Here is an 18,242-nt window from a genome sequence, read left to right as displayed (position 1 = left end):
GCGATGCACGGATCACACCTGACTATCCGAACACTACATTCGGCTCGCTTCACTCATGGATGTGGAAGGATTGGAGTGATAACCACCGCCTAACGCCTTGATCAGCGCCACCTCGCTTTCCAGGCGCTGCCCCTGCAACAAGGCCAGGCTGCTCTGCTCGGCCAACAGCGGCAGGTTCGCTTCCAATGCCACGACCCGACCTAACAGGCCGCGTTGATAATGCGCCTCGGCACTGTCACGGTTGAACAGAAAATTACCGATTCGAGCTTGCTGTAACCTCTCCTCTGCGTCCAACCCTTGCAACTTGCTTCCGGCTACGGCGACGTCACGAACGGCGTCAAGCACCGCTTGGTTGTACTGCTGCACGAGGGTGTTGCTCAGGCTTTGGGTGTTTGCCAGTTCGGCATTCAGGCGACCGCCATCAAAGATTGGCAGGGTCACGCCCGGGATCAGATTGATTTGTCGACTGTCGTGGTCCCACAGGTCCCCCATGTGCAAGGCGTCGGCACCGAAGAACGCCTTGATGTCAAAACTCGGATAAAAGGCTGCCTTGGCCGCATCGATATTTGAATAAGACGACTGCACCAGCCAGCGCATGGCCTGCAAATCCGGACGTCGCGCCAGCAATTCGTAACCCAGGCTTTGCGGCACGCCATAGGCATGTTCCGGCAGTGTTCTCGGCTTCAATGGCAGCGAGACCTCAGCGCTGACGCCGAGCAATGCTCGCATGGCCTCGCGCAGTTGCTGCGTCTGGCTGCGCAAAGAGGCAATCTGACGATCGATCAATGCCTGGTTGCTCAGTGCCAGTTGCTTCTGCGGCTGCGCCTCCAGACCACGCTCAATGAGCGCTTGATGCGCGGCCACCACTTCGGCGGCAATGGTCGACATTTGTTCAAGGTTGGCCAGCAGTTGCTGAGCCGTCTGGATCTGGAAATACAGTAGGCTAACGCCGCTGGACACTTCCAGTTCGACCCAGGCCGCTTCAGCCTGCCGCGCGTTACGCACACCCAAAGCCGCGTCTACTTGCGCACGCTGGCGCCCCCAGAGATCGAGTTGGTACGTGCCGCCGAGTCCCACTATGCCCTCGGTGTACCAGGGGCCAGTGAGGCCGAGTTGCGGTTCGTTTCGCGCAAAGGGACCGAGAAAGCCGTTGGCGGAGACGTGCTGGCGGTTGACCAGCCCGACCAGCTCGACTTGCACGCCGGTCAGGGATTTCACCGAGGCTGCCTGGGCGCGGGCCTGATCAATATGACTGCGAGCAATGGCGATGCCCGGAGCCTGATCGAAGGCCATGTCGATCAACTGGTTGAGCTGCGGGTCCTGATAGCGTGCCCACCAACGCGCCTCGGGCCAACCTTCGCGGGCCAGGTGCAGGTCATCCGAAAGCCGAATACTGGCCGGGTTGCGCTGCGGCACCAGCTCGCCCTCTTCGCGAATCAGTGCGCATCCGCCGAATATCAGGCTGATGCCGAGCAACGCGCACAAACGAGCACCGGCGTTCATGAGCGCTGCTCCGCCAGGGTCCTCGTTTCGAATGACTGCCAATCCGGTAGGGAATCAAACTGACGACGCAGCTCCTGCAGCTCGAGTAACACCGCGTCACCGTCCGGTTCCTCTTCAATTGGCGGATCGAATGGCGGCAAGGCATCCAGCGCAACCGCCGGATCCAGCATGTGTGCCGCGTAGCTGACCAGCCATGCCCCCAATTGCGCCTGATGCTGGTCCAGCCAGGCCCGCAGCGACATCGGCAGTTCGGCGTTGAGTGCCGCACGGTTGCGCTGTAACTGGCCAGTCAACAAAAGGGTCTGCCGTGCCTTGGCCAGCAGCGTCTGCGTGAACAGGGTCAGTTCTTCGTGCTCACCCTGTTGCCAACCAGGCTCCAGCGCGACCCGGGCGAGCATAGCCTCGCATTCAGCCAGTTGACCCCAACTGCGCAAACTCGATTCGTGCAAAGTTTGCGTCGATGCACTGGACGCGAGTGCTCGCAATAATCCGGCGTGGCTCTGCAGGATTGCGCTCAGGCGCCGACGCAAACTGTCACCCTCACTTTCCGGCCACAGCAGAGCATGCACCAGTGTGCTGACCAGAACACCGAGAATAATACCCACCAGACGGTCACGGATCTCGGTGAGATTGGTCGTCGGTCCGAACTGTTCGAGCAAGGCCAGTGCGAAACAAAACATGATCTGCAAACCCGCATAGCTGATGCGCTCAGAACCTGCCGCAACCCAGGCGCCGAGACCGATCACCGGCAGGCTCATGATCAATAAGCCGACCAAACTATCGATGCCCGGAATGACAAAGACCATGCACAGCAGTGCCAACGCACTCCCCAGCAGACAACCGCCAATGCGCAACACGCCTTTTTGGGTCGAGGCGCCGAGGCTGGGCAAGGCGATGATCACGCAGGTCAGCATCACGGTGTGGATACCCGGCCAGTCCACCGCGTTGTAGAACACATAGCAAAACAGCGTAGCCAGCCAGGTTTTTAAGGCAAAAAACAGGTAATTGGGATTACTGAAGGCATCGCTTGCCAATAGCGGTTCCTTCACCGGCGTGTTGCTGGCCGGGATCTCACGCTCGCTCACGGCCAGGGTGCGCAATGCGTCGCGCATCTCCTCCAGCGCTGGAGGCATCAGCGGTCGCGCCAATGCCGTGCTGCGCAACAACAGCGCCGCAATGGGGTCAACCTCGATGGCCTTGGCCAGCGCCGCGCAATCCTGGCGTAACGCCGCCAGCGCCTCGATATCAGAGACGGCGCCGTTCAAGGACGCGGCAGCGGCATGCAACCGGCTTACACAGATGATCACCGCCAAATGCTGCACCTCATGCGCGCGATAGCCAGCATCACGCATGCTCGCAAACTTCAGCAGTTTGTGCAGGCCGAGCACGCCCTGCTGCACGTCAGTCGCGCTGATCACAGGAATCTTCGCCCGCCCCTCCTCCAACGCGAACAGACACGCCTCGACCTTCGCCAACTGCCGCCGCATTGCCTCGCGCAATAGCTGCTGCGGTTCTTGTGGCAACAGCAACGTATTGACCAGCAGGGTGACCAGCGTCGGATAAACCACGGCCATCCATACCCACAGACAACCCCGTAACAGCAACTCGGGCTGCGCAACGAGATCCACCAGGCTCTGGACGTAAATAGTGACGATAGCGACCACGAAAAACAGCGGGCCAAGGCGCGTGGCGCGCATGCCGAACAGGCTGACAAGAAAGACCGCACTGGCACAAAGGATGCGCAGCAGCGGATAGCCATAAGTGAACTTGAGCAGAAGGATTGCAATACCGATGGCAAGCGTCGCGCTGACGATGAACAGGATGCCGGCCATCCTTGTCAGTACCACGTTGGTCTGGCTGACGAAGAACACCATGATCAGTGACAGTGCCAGCAGCGGCACTTCAAGACTCATCGAAAGAATGATGACCAGCGTACACGCCAGCAGATTGCGCAGTAATGCGTTGCTGCGCCCGGGAAAGGCCGCCAACTCCACGACCAGAAAGCGCCAGAGCCGCTCAAACCGGCCATCTACAATAGTCATTGCCGCTTACCTTCGCTGTTATCGGTGTGGATCACGGCCACCGCCGATGCACCGATACGGAACAACTCCGGGTCGGGCTGATCGACTCGAATGCGCACCGGAAAACGTTGGGCCACCCGCACCCAGTTGATGGTTCGCGCGACTTTGGGCAGTCCACTGACTTGAGCGCCGCCATCGTCAGGAAAAACGCCAAAGCCTATGGAGTCGACGGTACCGCTGAATGCACGCCCGCTGTCGCTCATCAGATAGAGCGTACTGCGGTTGCCGGTATGGATGTTGTGCAGTTCGGTCTCGCGAAAGTTCGCTACTACGTACCAGTGCCGCGTATCGATCAGACTGAACAACGGATGCCCGGCGGCTGCAAACTGGCCGTCGGAGGTCGTCAGACCGACGATTCGGCCGTCGAAGGGCGCGCGCATGACACTGTGTTCCAGATCCAGCTCGGCGCGGGCTATTTGCGCCTGGATCACTGCGCGTTTGGCCACTAACGCATCAACCCCACTGACGGCAGAGGCGGCTTGTTTGACCTGTAGCTGGGCGGCGTTTAATTCGGCTCGGGCGCTCTTGGCGGCGGTGCGCGCCTGGTCCACCTGCTCCTCAGACACGTAGCCGCGTGATAGCAGCGGTTCGATCCGGCGCAGGGTGTCCGCGGTCTGGGCCGCCGTCGCTCTGGCCCGTTCGATGCTGGCTTGTACGGCATCAGAGTTGAATTGCTGGGCATCGACCTGGCGTTGGCTGAGGATGATTTCCTGGTTCAGCGCTTGCATCGACGCTTGAGTCTGGTCGAGGACGTCCTGATAGGGACGTGCATCAATGCGCAGGAGTACATCCCCTTGCTTCACCTGCTGGTTTTCGTGCACCGGTAGCTCGACGATGCTGCCGCTCACCTCGGGGGTGACGCTGATGGTATCGGCGTAGGCATAGGCGTCATCGGTGCGTGGCGCATTGTCGAGCCGCCAGACCACCCCTATCAGCAGGACCAACGTCAGCCCCAGCAGCACCAGTACCAGAACGCGCCGGGGCAGCGGCTTTACAGCTTTTTCGCTCATGGTCGGCGACTCCCGGTCAGGACTGGAAGAACAGCAGCCAGGCGCTCAAGGCGAAGAGCGCAGTCAGCATGGGATAAAACAGCGCTGGGGGCGCCAGCCAGGCACTGTAGCCGAGCCGAGCCAGCAATTTATTGATAATCAGGACAAGCAGCGTAGCGCCGAGAATGCAGAACAACCAGTCAGGGAAAAACGCTCCCAGCACGGGCACCGAAGACGCATTGGAACAGGCGGATAGCGCCAGCGACAGCAGAACAATGCCGCCGTGCCAGCGACTCGTCTTCTTTCCCTTATGGCTCATCGAGGCTTCTCCACCGCAGGAAAACACGAGTATTAACAGACGACGAACAACGGCCTCAGTAGTGTACGTCGCTTGGTCATTTCATGGTCGTGTCTTGGGCGCGAGCGTTCTTTATAGCTCACAAAGATGGGAGTTTCATTGCTACACTGCGCCACCGTTTCGACTTTCGATTTGCTCAATTGCAAGGCACTTCTATATTGAGGGGGTGCTCTGAACTTCCTGCCTCTTGTTGAGCCTTGGCCCATGGCAAATACTGATCAATTGATCATCTGCGAGCACTGCGACTGTGTGTATGAAAAAGTCACGCTCGTTGAACACCAGAAAACCCTGTGTACGTGCTGCGGCGCCGTGCTGCAGCGCTATAACCGCATGACGGTGGAGCAACGACTTGCGTTGACCTTCGCGGCCTTGATGCTATGGATTTTCGCCAACCTGTATCCCGTCATGACCATCAGCCTGAAAGGCGTTAGAAACAGCGCAACACTGTGGGATTCGGTATTGGCCTTGAGCCTTGGGCCGATCACCTTCATCGCGTTGGTCGCTGCGATCGCGATGATCCTCGCGCCGATTTTCCAACTCTTGCTGCTGATCTGGGTCCTGGGTTTCGCCCTCACGCACCGACGTTCGCCCGGGTTTAAATTCTGCATGCGCTGGCTGGAAGCCCTTCGGCCCTGGAGCATGCTGGAAGTCTGCTTTCTGGCGGCGATGGTCGCGGTCATCAAACTCGCCGGATTTCTCGACGTGCTGCCGGGCATCGGCCTGTTTGCCCTGGCCGTGCTCAGCCTGATGATGATCCGCATCGCCGGGCGCGATATCCGTGAATTATGGGACATTTTATGAACATGCCCCCGGTCGCCAGCGATCTCAACCTGTGCCTGTGTCATACCTGCGGCATGACTTGCGACATGACCGATAATCCGCACGAATGCGAGCGCTGTGGCGCTCCTTTGCATCGGCGTAAAACCAATTCGCTGGCCCGCACGTGGGCCTTTATGTTCACGGCCCTGGCGTTTTACGTCCCGGCCAATCTGTTGCCGGTCATGAACACCCAGATGCTCGGCAACGGCGCCGACAGCACGATCATGAGCGGTGTACTGGAATTCTGGGCGGCCGGCGCCTGGGACATCGCGCTGATCATTTTTATCGCCAGCATCGCGGTGCCGGGTATCAAGTTCGTAGCCCTTACGTTTTTACTGGTGTCCGTGCATCGCGACAGCCTCTGGGCGCGCAAGGAGCGGTCGCAGTTGTACCGCGTCGTCGAGGTCATCGGTTACTGGTCAATGCTCGACGTGATCGTGGTGGCACTGGTGGCCTCACTGGTGAAGTTCAAAGCCCTGGCCGACATCGAACCGCGCGCGGGTATTCTGTTTTTTGGTTTGGTGGTGGTGTTCACCATGCTGTCGGCGATGAGTTTCGACCCGCGCCTGATTTGGGATAAAACACGGGGAAACCCACAAAACGAGGAGGTCATGGATGAAGTCGCAAGCCACTGAAGGTCCACAAGCCCCCGGCCAGGCCCCAGTCAAGACTGGTCGTAGCGTCTCGCTGGTCTGGATCGTCCCAATTGTTGCGGTATTGGTGGGTATATCACTGGTGGTCCACAGCATTTTGCAGGAAGGCCCGACCATCACCGTCATGTTCAAGACCGGTGATGGCCTGACAGCCAACAAGACCGAGGTCAAATACCGCAGTGTAGTTATCGGCCAGGTTTCGGACGTGGAGTTGAGCAGCGACCAGAAGAGTGTCAACGCCACGATCAAACTGACCAAACAGGCCGAAGGTTTCACCCGTTCAGACTCGCAGTTCTGGGTCGTGCGTCCGCGCATCGGTGCCGGTGGGGTTTCGGGGATTGATACGTTGCTGTCCGGGGATTACATCGGCGCTGATATCGGTCAGGCCAATGACCGCGCGAAAAACTTCAAGGGCCTGGAAATCCCGCCGGCCATCACTTATGGCGAACCGGGCAAGCGTTTCACCTTGCACACAGAGGACCTGGGGTCGCTGGACGTCGGTTCGCCGGTGTATTACCGCAAGATTCCGGTCGGTCAGGTGGTGGCCTATGCGCTGGACCCGGATGGCAAAGGGGTGAACATCGACCTGTTCATCCATGCGCCCAATGACCAATACGTCACTGAAAACACCCGATTCTGGAATGCCAGCGGTGTGGACGTGAGCATCGATGCCAACGGTGTTGATGTCAAAACTGAATCGTTGTCCTCCTTGCTGGTGGGCGGTATTGCCTTCCGTGCACCGGAATACAACCCCAACGACAAACCTGCCCCCGAAGAGTATGCCTACGAGCTGTTTGAGGATCAGCAAAGCGCCCTCGCCCCGCCCAATGGCAAGGCGCAATTCCTGGCCTTGCGTTTCGATCAGGCCATGCGTGGGTTGAAGGTCGATGCGCCGGTGGAATTCCTGGGCATCGAAATCGGCAAGGTAGTGTCGGTCAATCTGGATTTCGACGAGAAAAAACGCAGTTTTCCGGTCAATGTCGGCATCGTGATCTACCCGCAGCGTCTAGGTCAGGCCCACACCAAGATGATCAAGGCGCTCAATCATGACCCCAATGACGAAGCCGCTGGCGTTCGGATGATTGGCTCCTTCATCGAAAACGGCCTGCGTGCTCAGGCCCGCACTGGCAACCTGTTGACCGGTCAGTTGTACATCGCCCTGGACTTCTACCCTAAAGCAGACAAAGTGGCCTTCGATGCGACCGCGCGCCCGGTCATGATCCCAACGGTTCCGGGCAGCCTCGAACAATTGCAGGAAAAACTCGAATCCATGGTCGACAAGGTCAACAAACTGCCGATCGAGCGCATTGCCGGCAACCTCGACAGCAACCTGGTGGAAGTGCGCAAAGGGCTGGTCAAATTCAACAGCAAGACACTGCCCGGCGTCGATACTGCCCTGTCGGACGTCAGCAAGACCTTGCTGTCGGCCAACTCGACCCTGCAATCGGCCAACGCCACCATTACCGAGGGTTCGCCATCACGGGAGAAGCTCGGGCAGACTCTGGAAGAGCTGGAAAGCGCGGCGCGATCATTGCGTGGACTGGCGGATTACCTGATCCGGCATCCGGAGTCACTGATTCGTGGTCGACCGAAAAACGCCTCGGCACAGGACCTGAATCAATGACCGCGCAGCAGAAGAAAGGAGCAACATGTATGGCTTTTTCGCCGAAGCTCACCTTGGTCGCTGCGCTCCTGCTGCTCGCGGCCTGCCGCAGTGAACCTGTTCACTACCACACCCTGATGCCACCACACACAGTTGGTGCAACGCACAGTAACGTTGTGGTCATCGAGATTGAGAGCCTCAGTGTACCGGCGCAAGTCGACCGGCCACAGGTGGTTATTCGCCAAGGCAACAGCGGCCTGGTGCTGCTTGAATCCGAATGGTGGGGGGCATCGCTGGGAGAGGAGTTCCGCAGTGCCCTGGTGGATCAATTGGCCAACCTCAACCCCCAGCGCAAGCTGTCGCTGCGCATCGATGTACTGCGTTTTGATTCCTTTCCCGGGCAATACGGGCTGATTGATGTGACTTGGCGCTTGCGCGCCGCCAATGAAGTCAATGGCGCGTCTATCACCTGTCGTAGCATCCTGCAAACGCCTTCGGGGGGGAGCATCGAAGATCTGGCCCTGGCCCAGCAAAATAACGTCAAGCGCCTGGCTGCGCTGATCGGCCAGGCGGCCAAGGGGACACAACAAAGTTGCCCGCCCCCTGCCTGACGCCACTTCTTGCGCGCCCCGGTATTGTTCAGCGGTGCCACTGCGACCACTGAACAATATCGTATGGTGTTTTTATTTCGACAGCCCTGCGTTTCAAAGAACTTGGTAAAAGGCAAGGGTTTTCAATAACCAGGTAAGTATGCCTGCCATCCTGCTGCGCAATTTTTTCACATTCGTTTCACTCCTCCGCTACCTGTACATCTCTAGTGTTGCCCGCATCTTTCCCACAATAGATAACGAACGAAACATGACTTCGCGCAGAGTAAAACTGGCATCGCTGATCGCAACCGTGGTGGCTGTCATAGTGGTCACAGGCTTTGTCTTGTGGACCAAATCGCCCACCCACCTGGCCAACGCAAATCCCTCCGCCAAGGCAGAACTGTTGAAAGACTGGCAGGCTGGCGAAGTGGTAGCGCTGGTTCGTCACGCCGAGCGGTGCGACCAATCCAGTAACCCTTGCCTGGGGCCGGCCGATGGTATTACCCGGTTCGGCAACGAGTCTTCCACTGCGGTAGGCCAGCACTTTATGCGCCTGGGCATGGCGCAGACCGACGTGTTGAGCAGCCCGGCAACGCGGACAGTACAAACGTCGCACGCCATGTTCGGCACAGACCCGGTGAGTCAGGAATGGCTGGTCACTTGTGGCAAAACACTGCGCAACGATGTGGTGGCGCACAAACAAGCCCATCGTAATCTGGTACTGGTCTCTCACAGTGGCTGCATTGGCGACTTTTTAGCCGATACCGGTTTCCCGCACGCGGCAAAGAGTGAATATGGCAGTTCACTGTTCTTGCGCATTGACACTAACGGGCAACTCCAGGTGCTGGGCATTGTTAATCCCGAAGACTGGAACGCTTTGCAGGGAAAATAAACAACCGCTACTTGCCAACCGTAAACAGTAGCCGTCGACTCAATTTGAGTTGGCGCATTGCCCATTGAACTTCGCCACCCACGCTACCCTCTCGCGGTATTTCGCCAAGGACGAGTCATGACTTTACATCAGCCATTGCCCTTTTCTGCGGGTCAGTTATCTCGCACTCCTGCGCCTGTCGAACGCTGGATCGTGCCCGGCCTGCTGTTGGCGTTTGTTGTCTTCTACCTCCTGCCGCTGATGACACACGGGTTGTGGATCCCCGATGAAACCCGCTACGGCCAGATCAGCCAGGAAATGCTTCTGAGCGGCAACTGGGTCGCGCCGCACTTCATGGGCATTCGTTACTTCGAAAAGCCTATTGCCGGCTACTGGATGATCGCCATCGGTCAGGCTGTCTTTGGCGATAACCTGTTTGGTGTGCGGATTGCCTCGGCGCTGAGTACCGGGCTGAGTGTCTGGTTGACCTACCTGATCGCCCGCAGGCTTTGGAACGACCCGCGCAAAAGCGCTGCCTGCGCGTTGCTGTACATGAGTTTCGGGCTGATTGCCGGTCAAGCCGGTTACGCCAACCTCGATCCGCAATTCACCCTCTGGGTGAACCTGAGCCTGGTCGCGCTCTGGTTTGCCATCGACAGTCATACCCCTCGAAGCAAAGCAGGCGCCTGGGTGCTGCTGGGTTTTGCCTGTGGCATGGGTTTTATGACCAAAGGCTTTCTGGCCTGGTTGTTGCCGGTATTGATCGCCCTGCCCTATATGTTTTGGCAACGGCGAATGGGTGAACTGGTGCGTTATGGTGCATTGGCCGTGCTGGTTGCGGTGGTGGTGTGCTTGCCATGGGTGCTCGCCATTCACCACCGGGAACCGGACTTCTGGCGCTTTTTCTTCTGGAACGAACACGTCCGCCGGTTCGCCGCCGATGATGCACAGCATGCGCGGCCATGGTGGTTCTATCTGCCCTTGCTGGTTGTGTCGAGCCTGCCATGGGCTGCGTTGCTACCGGCCACGTTCATCGACGCCTGGAAGCATAAACGCCAGCCTGTCATCGGTTTCCTGCTGCTTTGGCTGCTGTTGCCACTGGCCTTCTTCAGTTTGAGCAGTGGCAAATTACCGACCTACATCATGCCGTGCCTGTTGCCGCTGGCCCTGTTGATGGGGCACACGGTCATGGAGCTCTTGAGTCAAGGGCGAACCCGGTCGCTTCGCATCAATGCCGCGATCAACACCACCGTGGGCGCGATTGCCCTGATCGCCCTGCTCTATCTGCAGATCTCCAGGAAAATCTACGAAAACACCGAGATGTTGAGCTTGTCCCTGGTGTTTATCGTGTTGCTCGGCTGGATCATTACCAACTCATTACAAGTCCTGCGCCCATTGATTTTTTGGGCGATGCCGGCCCTTGGCATATGGATACTGGTTGCGTTGTTGCCGGCCGCCATGCCGGCACAGATCGTCAACAGCAAAATGCCGGACCAGTTCATTGCCGAGCACCTTGATGCATTGGGCGAAACCAGCTCATTGCTCAGTAACGATCTCGGTGCAGCCTCCGCGTTTTCATGGCGTTTGAAGCGCCCGCAAGTCGATCTGTTCAATACCATCGGCGAGCTGAAATACGGTCTCGGCGACCCCGCCATGGCCTCGCGCAAAGTGACCATGGACAACGTCGGGGAGTGGATGACAGAGGCGCGTAAAAAAGGCGCGGTCGGTGTGGTGATGCGGGTCAACAATGTCGCGGAAACCGAGGAGGTCGAGCGGTTGCCTGTCGATGGCAAACGCTATCAGCGCGGCAATCTGCAGATTCTGATTTTTCCGCAAACCGGCCCTGACAGTGTTTCGCCAAAAGTACCGACTGGAAACCCGTCATGAAATTCTGGGCCAGTGACAGGGGCAGGTTAACGCTCTTGCTGGCCACGGCAGCGCTGATGCTGTTGTTGGGGCTGGGCACCCGGGAATTATGGGGAGCGGAAACACGCTGGGCCAACATCGCCTTACAAATGCTGCAAAGCGGTGACTATTTTGATCCCTACCTCAAGGGCGCGGCCTACTATGACAAACCCCTGCCCTCCTATTGGTTGATCACCGCCTCGGCCTGGTTGACAGGCGGTCTGGACCACTGGTCATTGCGTCTCTCGTCGGTGATTGCGGCGTGGCTGAGCGTGTGGCTGGTGTACTTGATCGGCGAACGACTGTATCGCAAAGGCACCGGTTTGATTGCCGGCTGGATGCTGGCGACCACCTTCTATTTTGTCTTCTGGGCACGAGTTGCCACGGCTGACATTCTCACGGTGTGTGGCGTACTGGCAGCGGTGTGGTGGTACTGGCGCGGGCCCGAAGACACACGGTTCAGCCGCTACCTGGTGTTTTGTCTGCTGCTGTCCCTGACCTCACTGTTCAAAGGTTTGATCGGCTTGATATTGCCGGGGTTATTGCTGTTGCCTCATCTGGTGCAGGAGGGGCGCTGGAAACGCCACCTCAATTGGCGGCTGTGTGCAGCCCTGTCGGTTGCCGGTGTTTTCTACATGACACCGTTCATGTTGTCGCATGTGTATGGCACACCGACCTATGGCGAAAGTGGCCTGGGTTTGGTGTTGCGCGAGAATGTCGTCCGGTTCTTCCAGCCGTTCGATAACATCGGGCCGATTTACACCTACTTGCTTTACCTCCCCGTCTACACCTTGCCGTGGGCGCCGTGCTGGTTGTTGGCGTTGTGGGTCGCTGCGCGCAACTGGCGCAGTGTCGAACCCAATACACGCTGGCTGATCTGGGGGCTGGGGCTGCTGATGCTGTTTTTCACCTCCAGCGGCAGTCGACGCAGCTACTACGTATTGCCCCTCGTGCCCTTCGCCCAGTTACTGGGGGCTTGGTGGATCACCCGGCGCATGGCCGAAGGCAACAAGGTCAGCACGTTTGGCGGTCGCGGGTTGAAGATTGGTTTCGGGGTGAGTGCAGCCGTACTGATGGCCGTGCTCGGCGTGCTGTACCCCTGGACCAACATTGGTGGCGGCGTGGTGCATTTTGGTGAAACGGTCAAGCTTGAGGCCATCAAACGCGCACCTTTGAGTCACTGGCGCTTGGTCATGATCGACGTCGACAACAAAGTGCCGATGTACCTGCAAACCGGGGGCGCACCGTTCTATTACGTGCAGCAATCCGACGATTTTCCTCGCACCGGCAACACCACAGCGCTGATGAACTGGCTGGACCACACCAGCGGTCAACACTGGGATCCGAAACGCACTATCGTTATCGCGCAATACCACAAGGGCGATGCGCTGCCGCTGAACTACCTGAGTGCCGACCATCAGGTCATCACCACTACGCCCACCAACGGTGAACGGATGTTTCACTCCCGTGAAAACCAAAGCGTGGCGTTTATTCCGCAGTCGTCCCCAACGCAGAATTGAATCGGACGGCCCAATTTCCAGACGCCCCCTGGATCACGATACTATCCTTTCGCCACTATTCAGATTTGAGCAACCGCCCGCAACAATGGGGGTCGGTTGCTCAAACCTTGGTACACGGAAAAAAATCCTGCTGGTAGACAAACCCGACGTTGTGCTCGAATGCCTGCGCTGATCGATGACTTCCGTTAACATCAGATCCGTCGGGCAAGTAGCTGAGGGACTGCTAATCTGAATGAAAATGACATGTATTAACGGTTTCTTTGACGTTTTTTTCTCATTTTACGTTCTACATTCCCTGCGACTCAAAACATGCAAATGATTCGCATTGATTTGCTAGCGAATCGGTGTGCATGACTACTAAAAAGAACAGGAGCTGCCCCCCCTAATGACGCCCTCCATCCCTTCGTTCCTCAAAACAGCATTGCTGACCACTGCACTGCTGGCCGCCGGACATGTCTATGCCGCTGATACCGACGGTATCGTGGTCTACAACGCCCAACACGAGAGCCTGACCAAGGCCTGGGTCGAGGGGTTCACCAAGGAAACCGGGATCAAAGTCACCCTGCGTAACGGCGACGACACCGAGATGGGCAATCAGATCGTGCAGGAAGGCGCCGCTTCCCCCGCCGATGTATTCCTGACCGAGAACTCCCCGGCCATGGTGCTGGTGGACAACGCGGGCCTGCTTGCACCCGTAGCGCCGACTACCCTGGAGCAAGTGGACGCGGCTTATCGTCCGGCGCATGGCAAATGGGTCGGGATCGCTGCGCGCTCCACCGTGTTCGTCTACAACCCGAGCAAACTGCCTGAAGCTGATCTGCCAAAATCGTTGATGGACCTGGCCGGGCCAAACTGGAAAGGCCGTTGGGGCGCATCGCCCGCCGGTGCCGACTTCCAGGCCATCGTCGCCGCCGTGCTCGAACTCAAGGGCGAAGCAGCGACCCTCGAATGGCTCAAAGGGATGAAAGCCAACTACACGGCCTACCGTGGCAACAGCGCCGTCCTTAAAGCAGTCAACGCGGGCCAGGTCGACAGCGGCGTGATTTACCACTATTACAGTTACGGCGACCAAGCCAAGACCGGTGAAAACAGCAAAAACACCGCCCTGTACTACTTCAAACACAAAGACCCGGGCGCTTTTGTCAGCGTTTCCGGTGGCGGCGTTCTGGCCTCCAGCAAACACAAGGAAGACGCTCAGGCGCTACTGAAGTGGATCACCAGCAAGGAAGGCCAGAAAGTCCTGGAAACCGGCAAATCGTTTGAATACGCCGTGGGCAAGAACGCACCCTCCAACCCTAAACTGGTGCCTTTGCAGCAGCTCGACGCGCCGACAGTCGATGCCTCAAAACTCGACAGTAAAAAAGCCGTGGAGCTGATGACTCAGGCGGGACTGCTCTAATTGATGCCTGAAACCTTGCCAGGGGGTGTCGCCACGGCGATACCCGCAAACTTGCGACGACGCTCCCGGGGTGTTTTCGCAGGTCGCGGCGGCGTGTGGGTGATCGGTCTGTCCGTACTGGTCTCGCTCCTGTCGCTGTTGCCGATTGCCTTCGTGATCGGCGTGTCGATCCAGACAGGCTGGGCGGCCATTGTGCCGCTGGTCTTTCGACCTCGTGTCGCTGAATTACTGATCAACACCGTGTTGCTGGTGCTGATCACCATTCCGTTGTGCGTCATGCTCGGCCTGGCGCTGGCCTGGCTGACAGAGCGCACCAACCTTCCAGGCCGACGCTGGTGGTCACTGTTGGCGACGGCGCCACTGGCCGTGCCGGCCTTTGTTCACAGCTATGCGTGGGTGAGCCTGGTGCCATCGATTCACGGGTTGCCTGCTGGCGTCCTGGTCTCGGTCATTGCCTATTTCCCGTTCCTGTACCTTCCGATTGCGGCCACTCTGCGCCGGCTTGACCCGGCTATTGAAGACGTTGGCGAATCAATGGGGCTCAAGCCGTGGGCGGTTTTTTTCCGTGTGGTACTGCCGCAACTGCGCCTGGCCATTTGCGGCGGAGCGTTGTTGGTGGGCCTGCATTTGCTGGCTGAATATGGCCTGTACGCGATGATCCGTTTCGACACCTTTACCACGGCGATCTTCGACCAGTTCAAATCCACCTTCAACGGCCCTGCCGCCAATATGCTGGCCAGTGTGTTGGCCCTGTGTTGCCTGGCGATGCTGACCACCGAGTCCGCCGCTCGCGGCACGGCGCGTTACGCCAGGGTCGGGTCGGGAAGCGCTCGCACGCAACGGGTTGTGCGCCTGGACTGGCAGGCAAAAATGCTCGGCCTGCTGCTGCAAGCCTTCACCTGCGCATTGGCGCTGGGTGTGCCGTTGATCACCTTGGGCAAGTGGCTGATCGCGGGCGGCACACAGGTCTGGCAACTGGACGAACTGATGCCGGCGCTGCAACAGACACTGCAGCTCGGCGCGGCAGGTGCAGTCCTGACCACCTGCGCCGCGATCCCGATTGCCTGGCTATCGATTCGCTCTCCCGGCCGGTTACAGCGGGTACTGGAAAGCTGCAACTACATCACCAGTTCGTTGCCTGGGATTGTCGTCGCCCTGGCCCTGGTAACGTTCACCATCCATTTTGCCCGACCGATTTACCAGACCACGATCACCGTGCTGCTGGCGTATCTGCTGATGTTCTTGCCCCGTGCCCTGGTGAGTTTACGGGCGGGAATTGCCCAGGCACCGGTGGAACTGGAAAATATCGCACGCAGTCTCGGCCGCTCGCCGGGGCGGGCCTTGTGGCTGATTACTCTGCGCCTGGCCGCGCCGGGGGCTGCCGCCGGGGCTGCGCTGGTGTTTCTGGCGATCACCAACGAGCTCACCGCCACACTGTTGCTCGCGCCCAATGGTACGCGCACCCTGGCCACCGGTTTCTGGGCCATGACCAGCGAAATCGACTATGCCGCTGCCGCCCCCTATGCCCTGTTGATGATCCTGCTGTCGCTTCCGTTAACCGGACTTCTTTATCACCAATCCAAACGAACGGCTGGCCGATGAACGCTCTCGAACTGCATGCCATATCCAAGTCTTACGGCGACCAAAAGGCGCTGGAGAGCATCAACCTGTCGGTGCCCGCTGGTAGCCGGACGGTGATTGTCGGCCCATCCGGCTCGGGTAAAACGACGTTATTACGGATGATCGCCGGCTTCGAATTCCCGGACTCCGGCCGTCTTTCACTCAATGGCCAGACGCTCGTCGACGCCACTCACGAGGTGCCGGCGCATCAGCGCCTGATTGGCTACGTTCCCCAGGACGGCGCCCTGTTCCCGCACATGACCGTGGCTGCCAATATCGGTTTCGGACTTTCGGTCAAGGGCGGCGAAAAAAACCATCGTGTCGCTGAGCTGATGGACAGCGTGGCCCTGGATGCAAGCATGGCCCACCGTTGGCCCCATGAACTCTCCGGCGGCCAGCAACAGCGGGTGGCGCTGGCGCGGGCGTTGGCGCAACAGCCGCGCTTGATGCTGCTGGACGAGCCGTTTTCCGCCCTTGATACCGGCCTTCGAGGCGCCATGCGCAAAATGGTCGCCCGACTGCTGTCCGATGCGGGTGTCACCACCATCCTGGTCACCCATGATCAGAGCGAAGCCCTGTCGTTTGCCGATCAACTGGCAGTGATGCGCGGCGGTCGGCTCGTGCAGTCAGGCCATCCACTGGATCTGTACCGCTACCCCGACGACGAACAAACCGCGCTGTTTCTCGGGGATGCCGTGGTCATGCCCGCCAAAATCGAAGCTGGCTGGGCGCATTGCGACCTCGGCCGGATACCGGTGAACAACCACCGCAACAACCATTCGGCGCAGATCATGCTGCGCCCCGAGCAATTACAACTCGTCAGCATCCAGCCGAGCCCCACCGAAATGTCCGGGTGCCGCGCTGTAGTGACTGAACGCGACTTCAGCGGCAACACCTGCACATTGACCGTGGAATTACAGGCACCCACTCGCGGCGAACAGTCCGGCCGGTCATTAACGGTACGCAGTTCGGGCATGTATGCGCCCCCTGCCGGCAGCGCGGTCCACGTCTCAACCATCGGCCATGCTCACGTGTTCAGCGGGTCATAACGTTAAAGGTCAAAGCGGTCCACTGCGCGGCGCCGCTCATTGTCATCGCGCACATCGTAATTGGCGGTTGTCTGAATATTGCTGTGATGCGCCAGTTTCTGCGCGATCGACAAATCGTGCTCTTCGATGACGCGGGTGATGAACGAACGGCGAAAATCGTGCGGCATGATCTTCACCCCGACTTCGGCACCGCGCTGGCGCGCAATGTAATAGATCGCATGTTTGGTCACTCGATCGCGGGTGATATGGCTGCCACGACGGATGCGGTTGAACAGAAACGGGTCGTCCACCTCGCCTTCCTTGAGCTGTGATCGACGAAACGCCAGCCAGGCCTCCAGTTTGGCCAAGGCCCAGGCCGGCGCGTACTTGATCAATTGCTTGTTGCCCTTGGCCGTGACCCGCAGACTGCGCTCGGCAAAATCGACCTGTGACAGGTCCAGGTTCACCGACTCGGACTTGCGCATCCCCGAACCGTACAAAATCCCGATGATCGCCGCGTCGCGTAATCCTTGTGGTCGTGGATCGGCGGCACACACCGCCATCAACTCCTGAATTAGCGTGCGCCGCAAGTTACGCCCCTGGGACAAACGGGTGCCGGCAATCCCTTTGACCGAGCGCATTTTCAGCAGATGATCCTGACTGATCAAGCTCATGCGCCACGCCTCATTCATCACCCCGCGTACCGCATTCACGTACAGCGAAGAGGTGTTGGGCGCGTAGCCGTCTTCGCGTAACGCAGCGACCAGCGCAATGACATTTTCTGGCTGAAGTTGATGCCAAGGGATTTCCTCGACATTCATGTCGTCGAAGCCCAAACGGTCCGCGGCATCCTGCAAAACATAACGCATGGTCAGCTGACTGGAAGGTGCGAGCCGGGCCAGGTACAAAGTCAACGGATTGGTCGTTGAAGCAACGGGATGGGTAACAGGTAAGTCAATCAAACGAGACGGCCTTGAGTAAAAACATTGCAGTAATACAACTAAGGATTGAAAACATCCCTCATGTAAAGCGAAGACTTCTGAAGGACTTTTCTTATAAAGTCGCGATGAGCGGCAAGAGTCTGAACAGCGCCTGTATAACCCTCGGATAAACGATTTGCCGACCGGTTTTTCATGTTCCTTTCACGAAATAGAGCTTACCCTCAATGAGCCGCGACGGTCCCTCACAAGCCTCCAACGTGCCGACCGGAACAGAAAAAGTCAATTGATGCGATTTGTCACACTTTTTGTGTAACCGATTGAAGCAGCTTATTTTTTATCGACTACGCTTGCCTTGGATCCAA

At 58.5% G+C, this 18,242-nt stretch carries 15 protein-coding genes; 10 read left to right on the top strand and 5 right to left on the bottom strand.

The genetic code is table 11. The features are described from left to right. Positions 1–33: 33 nt before the first annotated feature. From KGB06_RS08170 to KGB06_RS08155, 4 genes are read right to left on the bottom strand one after another with little or no spacing between them, the layout of a single operon-like run. Entirely contained in the window at positions 34–1,503 is a 1,470-nt protein-coding gene (locus KGB06_RS08170) for an efflux transporter outer membrane subunit (protein WP_223513703.1), read from the bottom strand. After that, a complete protein-coding gene (locus tag KGB06_RS08165; RefSeq protein ID WP_223513700.1) occupies positions 1,500–3,545 on the bottom strand; it encodes an FUSC family protein in 2,046 nt (681 codons plus the stop codon). Before KGB06_RS08165 ends, KGB06_RS08170 begins: the two co-directional genes overlap by 4 nt. Next, positions 3,542–4,594, bottom strand: coding sequence for a multidrug transporter subunit MdtN (mdtN, locus tag KGB06_RS08160; RefSeq protein ID WP_223513697.1), 1,053 nt, complete (start codon positions 4,592–4,594; stop codon positions 3,542–3,544). Before mdtN ends, KGB06_RS08165 begins: the two co-directional genes overlap by 4 nt. Before the next feature lie 16 nt (positions 4,595–4,610). Then, positions 4,611–4,892 (bottom strand): YtcA family lipoprotein, encoded by a 282-nt coding sequence (locus KGB06_RS08155; RefSeq protein WP_223513694.1) that lies wholly within the window; start codon positions 4,890–4,892, stop codon positions 4,611–4,613. Positions 4,893–5,135: 243 nt separating this feature from the next. Here KGB06_RS08155 and KGB06_RS08150 point away from each other — a divergent pair, with 243 nt between their 5' ends. The 10 genes from KGB06_RS08150 to KGB06_RS08105 all read left to right on the top strand — a co-directional run bounded on the left by KGB06_RS08150 (position 5,136) and on the right by KGB06_RS08105 (position 16,960). Continuing rightward, entirely contained in the window at positions 5,136–5,732 is a 597-nt protein-coding gene (locus KGB06_RS08150; RefSeq protein ID WP_223513692.1) for a paraquat-inducible protein A, read from the top strand. Further along, positions 5,729–6,385 carry a paraquat-inducible protein A gene (locus tag KGB06_RS08145; protein WP_223513689.1) on the top strand — a complete coding sequence of 219 codons (657 nt, stop codon included), beginning with the start codon at positions 5,729–5,731 and terminating at the stop codon, positions 6,383–6,385. Before KGB06_RS08150 ends, KGB06_RS08145 begins: the two co-directional genes overlap by 4 nt. Continuing rightward, complete coding sequence (locus tag KGB06_RS08140; protein WP_223513686.1) at positions 6,366–8,027, top strand: intermembrane transport protein PqiB; 1,662 nt, start codon at positions 6,366–6,368, stop codon at positions 8,025–8,027. Before KGB06_RS08145 ends, KGB06_RS08140 begins: the two co-directional genes overlap by 20 nt. Positions 8,028–8,056: 29 nt before the next feature. Further along, positions 8,057–8,617, top strand: coding sequence for a membrane integrity-associated transporter subunit PqiC (locus KGB06_RS08135; RefSeq protein ID WP_223513905.1), 561 nt, complete (start codon positions 8,057–8,059; stop codon positions 8,615–8,617). A 247-nt stretch (positions 8,618–8,864) separates the two neighbouring features. Beyond that, entirely contained in the window at positions 8,865–9,488 is a 624-nt protein-coding gene (locus tag KGB06_RS08130) for a histidine phosphatase family protein (protein WP_223513902.1), read from the top strand. A 117-nt stretch (positions 9,489–9,605) separates the two neighbouring features. After that, on the top strand, positions 9,606–11,354 hold the full coding sequence (gene arnT, locus KGB06_RS08125; RefSeq protein ID WP_223513683.1) for a lipid IV(A) 4-amino-4-deoxy-L-arabinosyltransferase: 1,749 nt from the start codon (positions 9,606–9,608) through the stop codon (positions 11,352–11,354). Then, positions 11,351–12,892 (top strand): ArnT family glycosyltransferase, encoded by a 1,542-nt coding sequence (locus KGB06_RS08120; protein WP_223513681.1) that lies wholly within the window; start codon positions 11,351–11,353, stop codon positions 12,890–12,892. The genes arnT and KGB06_RS08120 overlap by 4 nt, the downstream gene beginning before the upstream one ends. A 385-nt stretch (positions 12,893–13,277) precedes the next feature. After that, entirely contained in the window at positions 13,278–14,291 is a 1,014-nt protein-coding gene (locus KGB06_RS08115; RefSeq protein WP_223513679.1) for an iron ABC transporter substrate-binding protein, read from the top strand. A gap of 3 nt (positions 14,292–14,294) precedes the next feature. Further along, a complete protein-coding gene (locus tag KGB06_RS08110; RefSeq protein ID WP_223513677.1) occupies positions 14,295–15,893 on the top strand; it encodes an ABC transporter permease in 1,599 nt (532 codons plus the stop codon). Further along, on the top strand, positions 15,890–16,960 hold the full coding sequence (locus tag KGB06_RS08105; protein WP_223513675.1) for an ABC transporter ATP-binding protein: 1,071 nt from the start codon (positions 15,890–15,892) through the stop codon (positions 16,958–16,960). The genes KGB06_RS08110 and KGB06_RS08105 overlap by 4 nt, the downstream gene beginning before the upstream one ends. A 2-nt stretch (positions 16,961–16,962) precedes the next feature. Here the strand turns inward: KGB06_RS08105 and xerC are convergent, their stop codons facing one another. Further along, complete coding sequence (xerC, locus tag KGB06_RS08100) at positions 16,963–17,901, bottom strand: tyrosine recombinase XerC (RefSeq protein WP_317849360.1); 939 nt, start codon at positions 17,899–17,901, stop codon at positions 16,963–16,965. Positions 17,902–18,242: the final 341 nt, after the last annotated feature.

This window comes from Pseudomonas sp. GL-B-19 (assembly GCF_019956415.1).
Classification (GTDB): domain Bacteria; phylum Pseudomonadota; class Gammaproteobacteria; order Pseudomonadales; family Pseudomonadaceae; genus Aquipseudomonas.
Note: the sequence above shows the minus strand (reverse complement) of the source record. Positions and strands in the feature narration are given on the sequence as shown.

Excerpts from the sequence above, each read along its gene's own strand:
- KGB06_RS08170 (WP_223513703.1), bottom strand. The coding sequence starts at position 1,503 with ATGAACGCCGGTGCTCGTTTGTGCGCGTTGCTCGGCATCAGCCTGATA.
- KGB06_RS08165 (WP_223513700.1), bottom strand. The coding sequence starts at position 3,545 with ATGACTATTGTAGATGGCCGGTTTGAGCGGCTCTGGCGCTTTCTGGTC.
- mdtN (WP_223513697.1), bottom strand. The coding sequence starts at position 4,594 with ATGAGCGAAAAAGCTGTAAAGCCGCTGCCCCGGCGCGTTCTGGTACTG.
- KGB06_RS08155 (WP_223513694.1), bottom strand. The coding sequence starts at position 4,892 with ATGAGCCATAAGGGAAAGAAGACGAGTCGCTGGCACGGCGGCATTGTT.
- KGB06_RS08150 (WP_223513692.1), top strand. The coding sequence starts at position 5,136 with ATGGCAAATACTGATCAATTGATCATCTGCGAGCACTGCGACTGTGTG.
- KGB06_RS08145 (WP_223513689.1), top strand. The coding sequence starts at position 5,729 with ATGAACATGCCCCCGGTCGCCAGCGATCTCAACCTGTGCCTGTGTCAT.
- KGB06_RS08140 (WP_223513686.1), top strand. The coding sequence starts at position 6,366 with ATGAAGTCGCAAGCCACTGAAGGTCCACAAGCCCCCGGCCAGGCCCCA.
- KGB06_RS08135 (WP_223513905.1), top strand. The coding sequence starts at position 8,057 with ATGGCTTTTTCGCCGAAGCTCACCTTGGTCGCTGCGCTCCTGCTGCTC.
- KGB06_RS08130 (WP_223513902.1), top strand. The coding sequence starts at position 8,865 with ATGACTTCGCGCAGAGTAAAACTGGCATCGCTGATCGCAACCGTGGTG.
- arnT (WP_223513683.1), top strand. The coding sequence starts at position 9,606 with ATGACTTTACATCAGCCATTGCCCTTTTCTGCGGGTCAGTTATCTCGC.
- KGB06_RS08120 (WP_223513681.1), top strand. The coding sequence starts at position 11,351 with ATGAAATTCTGGGCCAGTGACAGGGGCAGGTTAACGCTCTTGCTGGCC.
- KGB06_RS08115 (WP_223513679.1), top strand. The coding sequence starts at position 13,278 with ATGACGCCCTCCATCCCTTCGTTCCTCAAAACAGCATTGCTGACCACT.
- KGB06_RS08110 (WP_223513677.1), top strand. The coding sequence starts at position 14,295 with ATGCCTGAAACCTTGCCAGGGGGTGTCGCCACGGCGATACCCGCAAAC.
- KGB06_RS08105 (WP_223513675.1), top strand. The coding sequence starts at position 15,890 with ATGAACGCTCTCGAACTGCATGCCATATCCAAGTCTTACGGCGACCAA.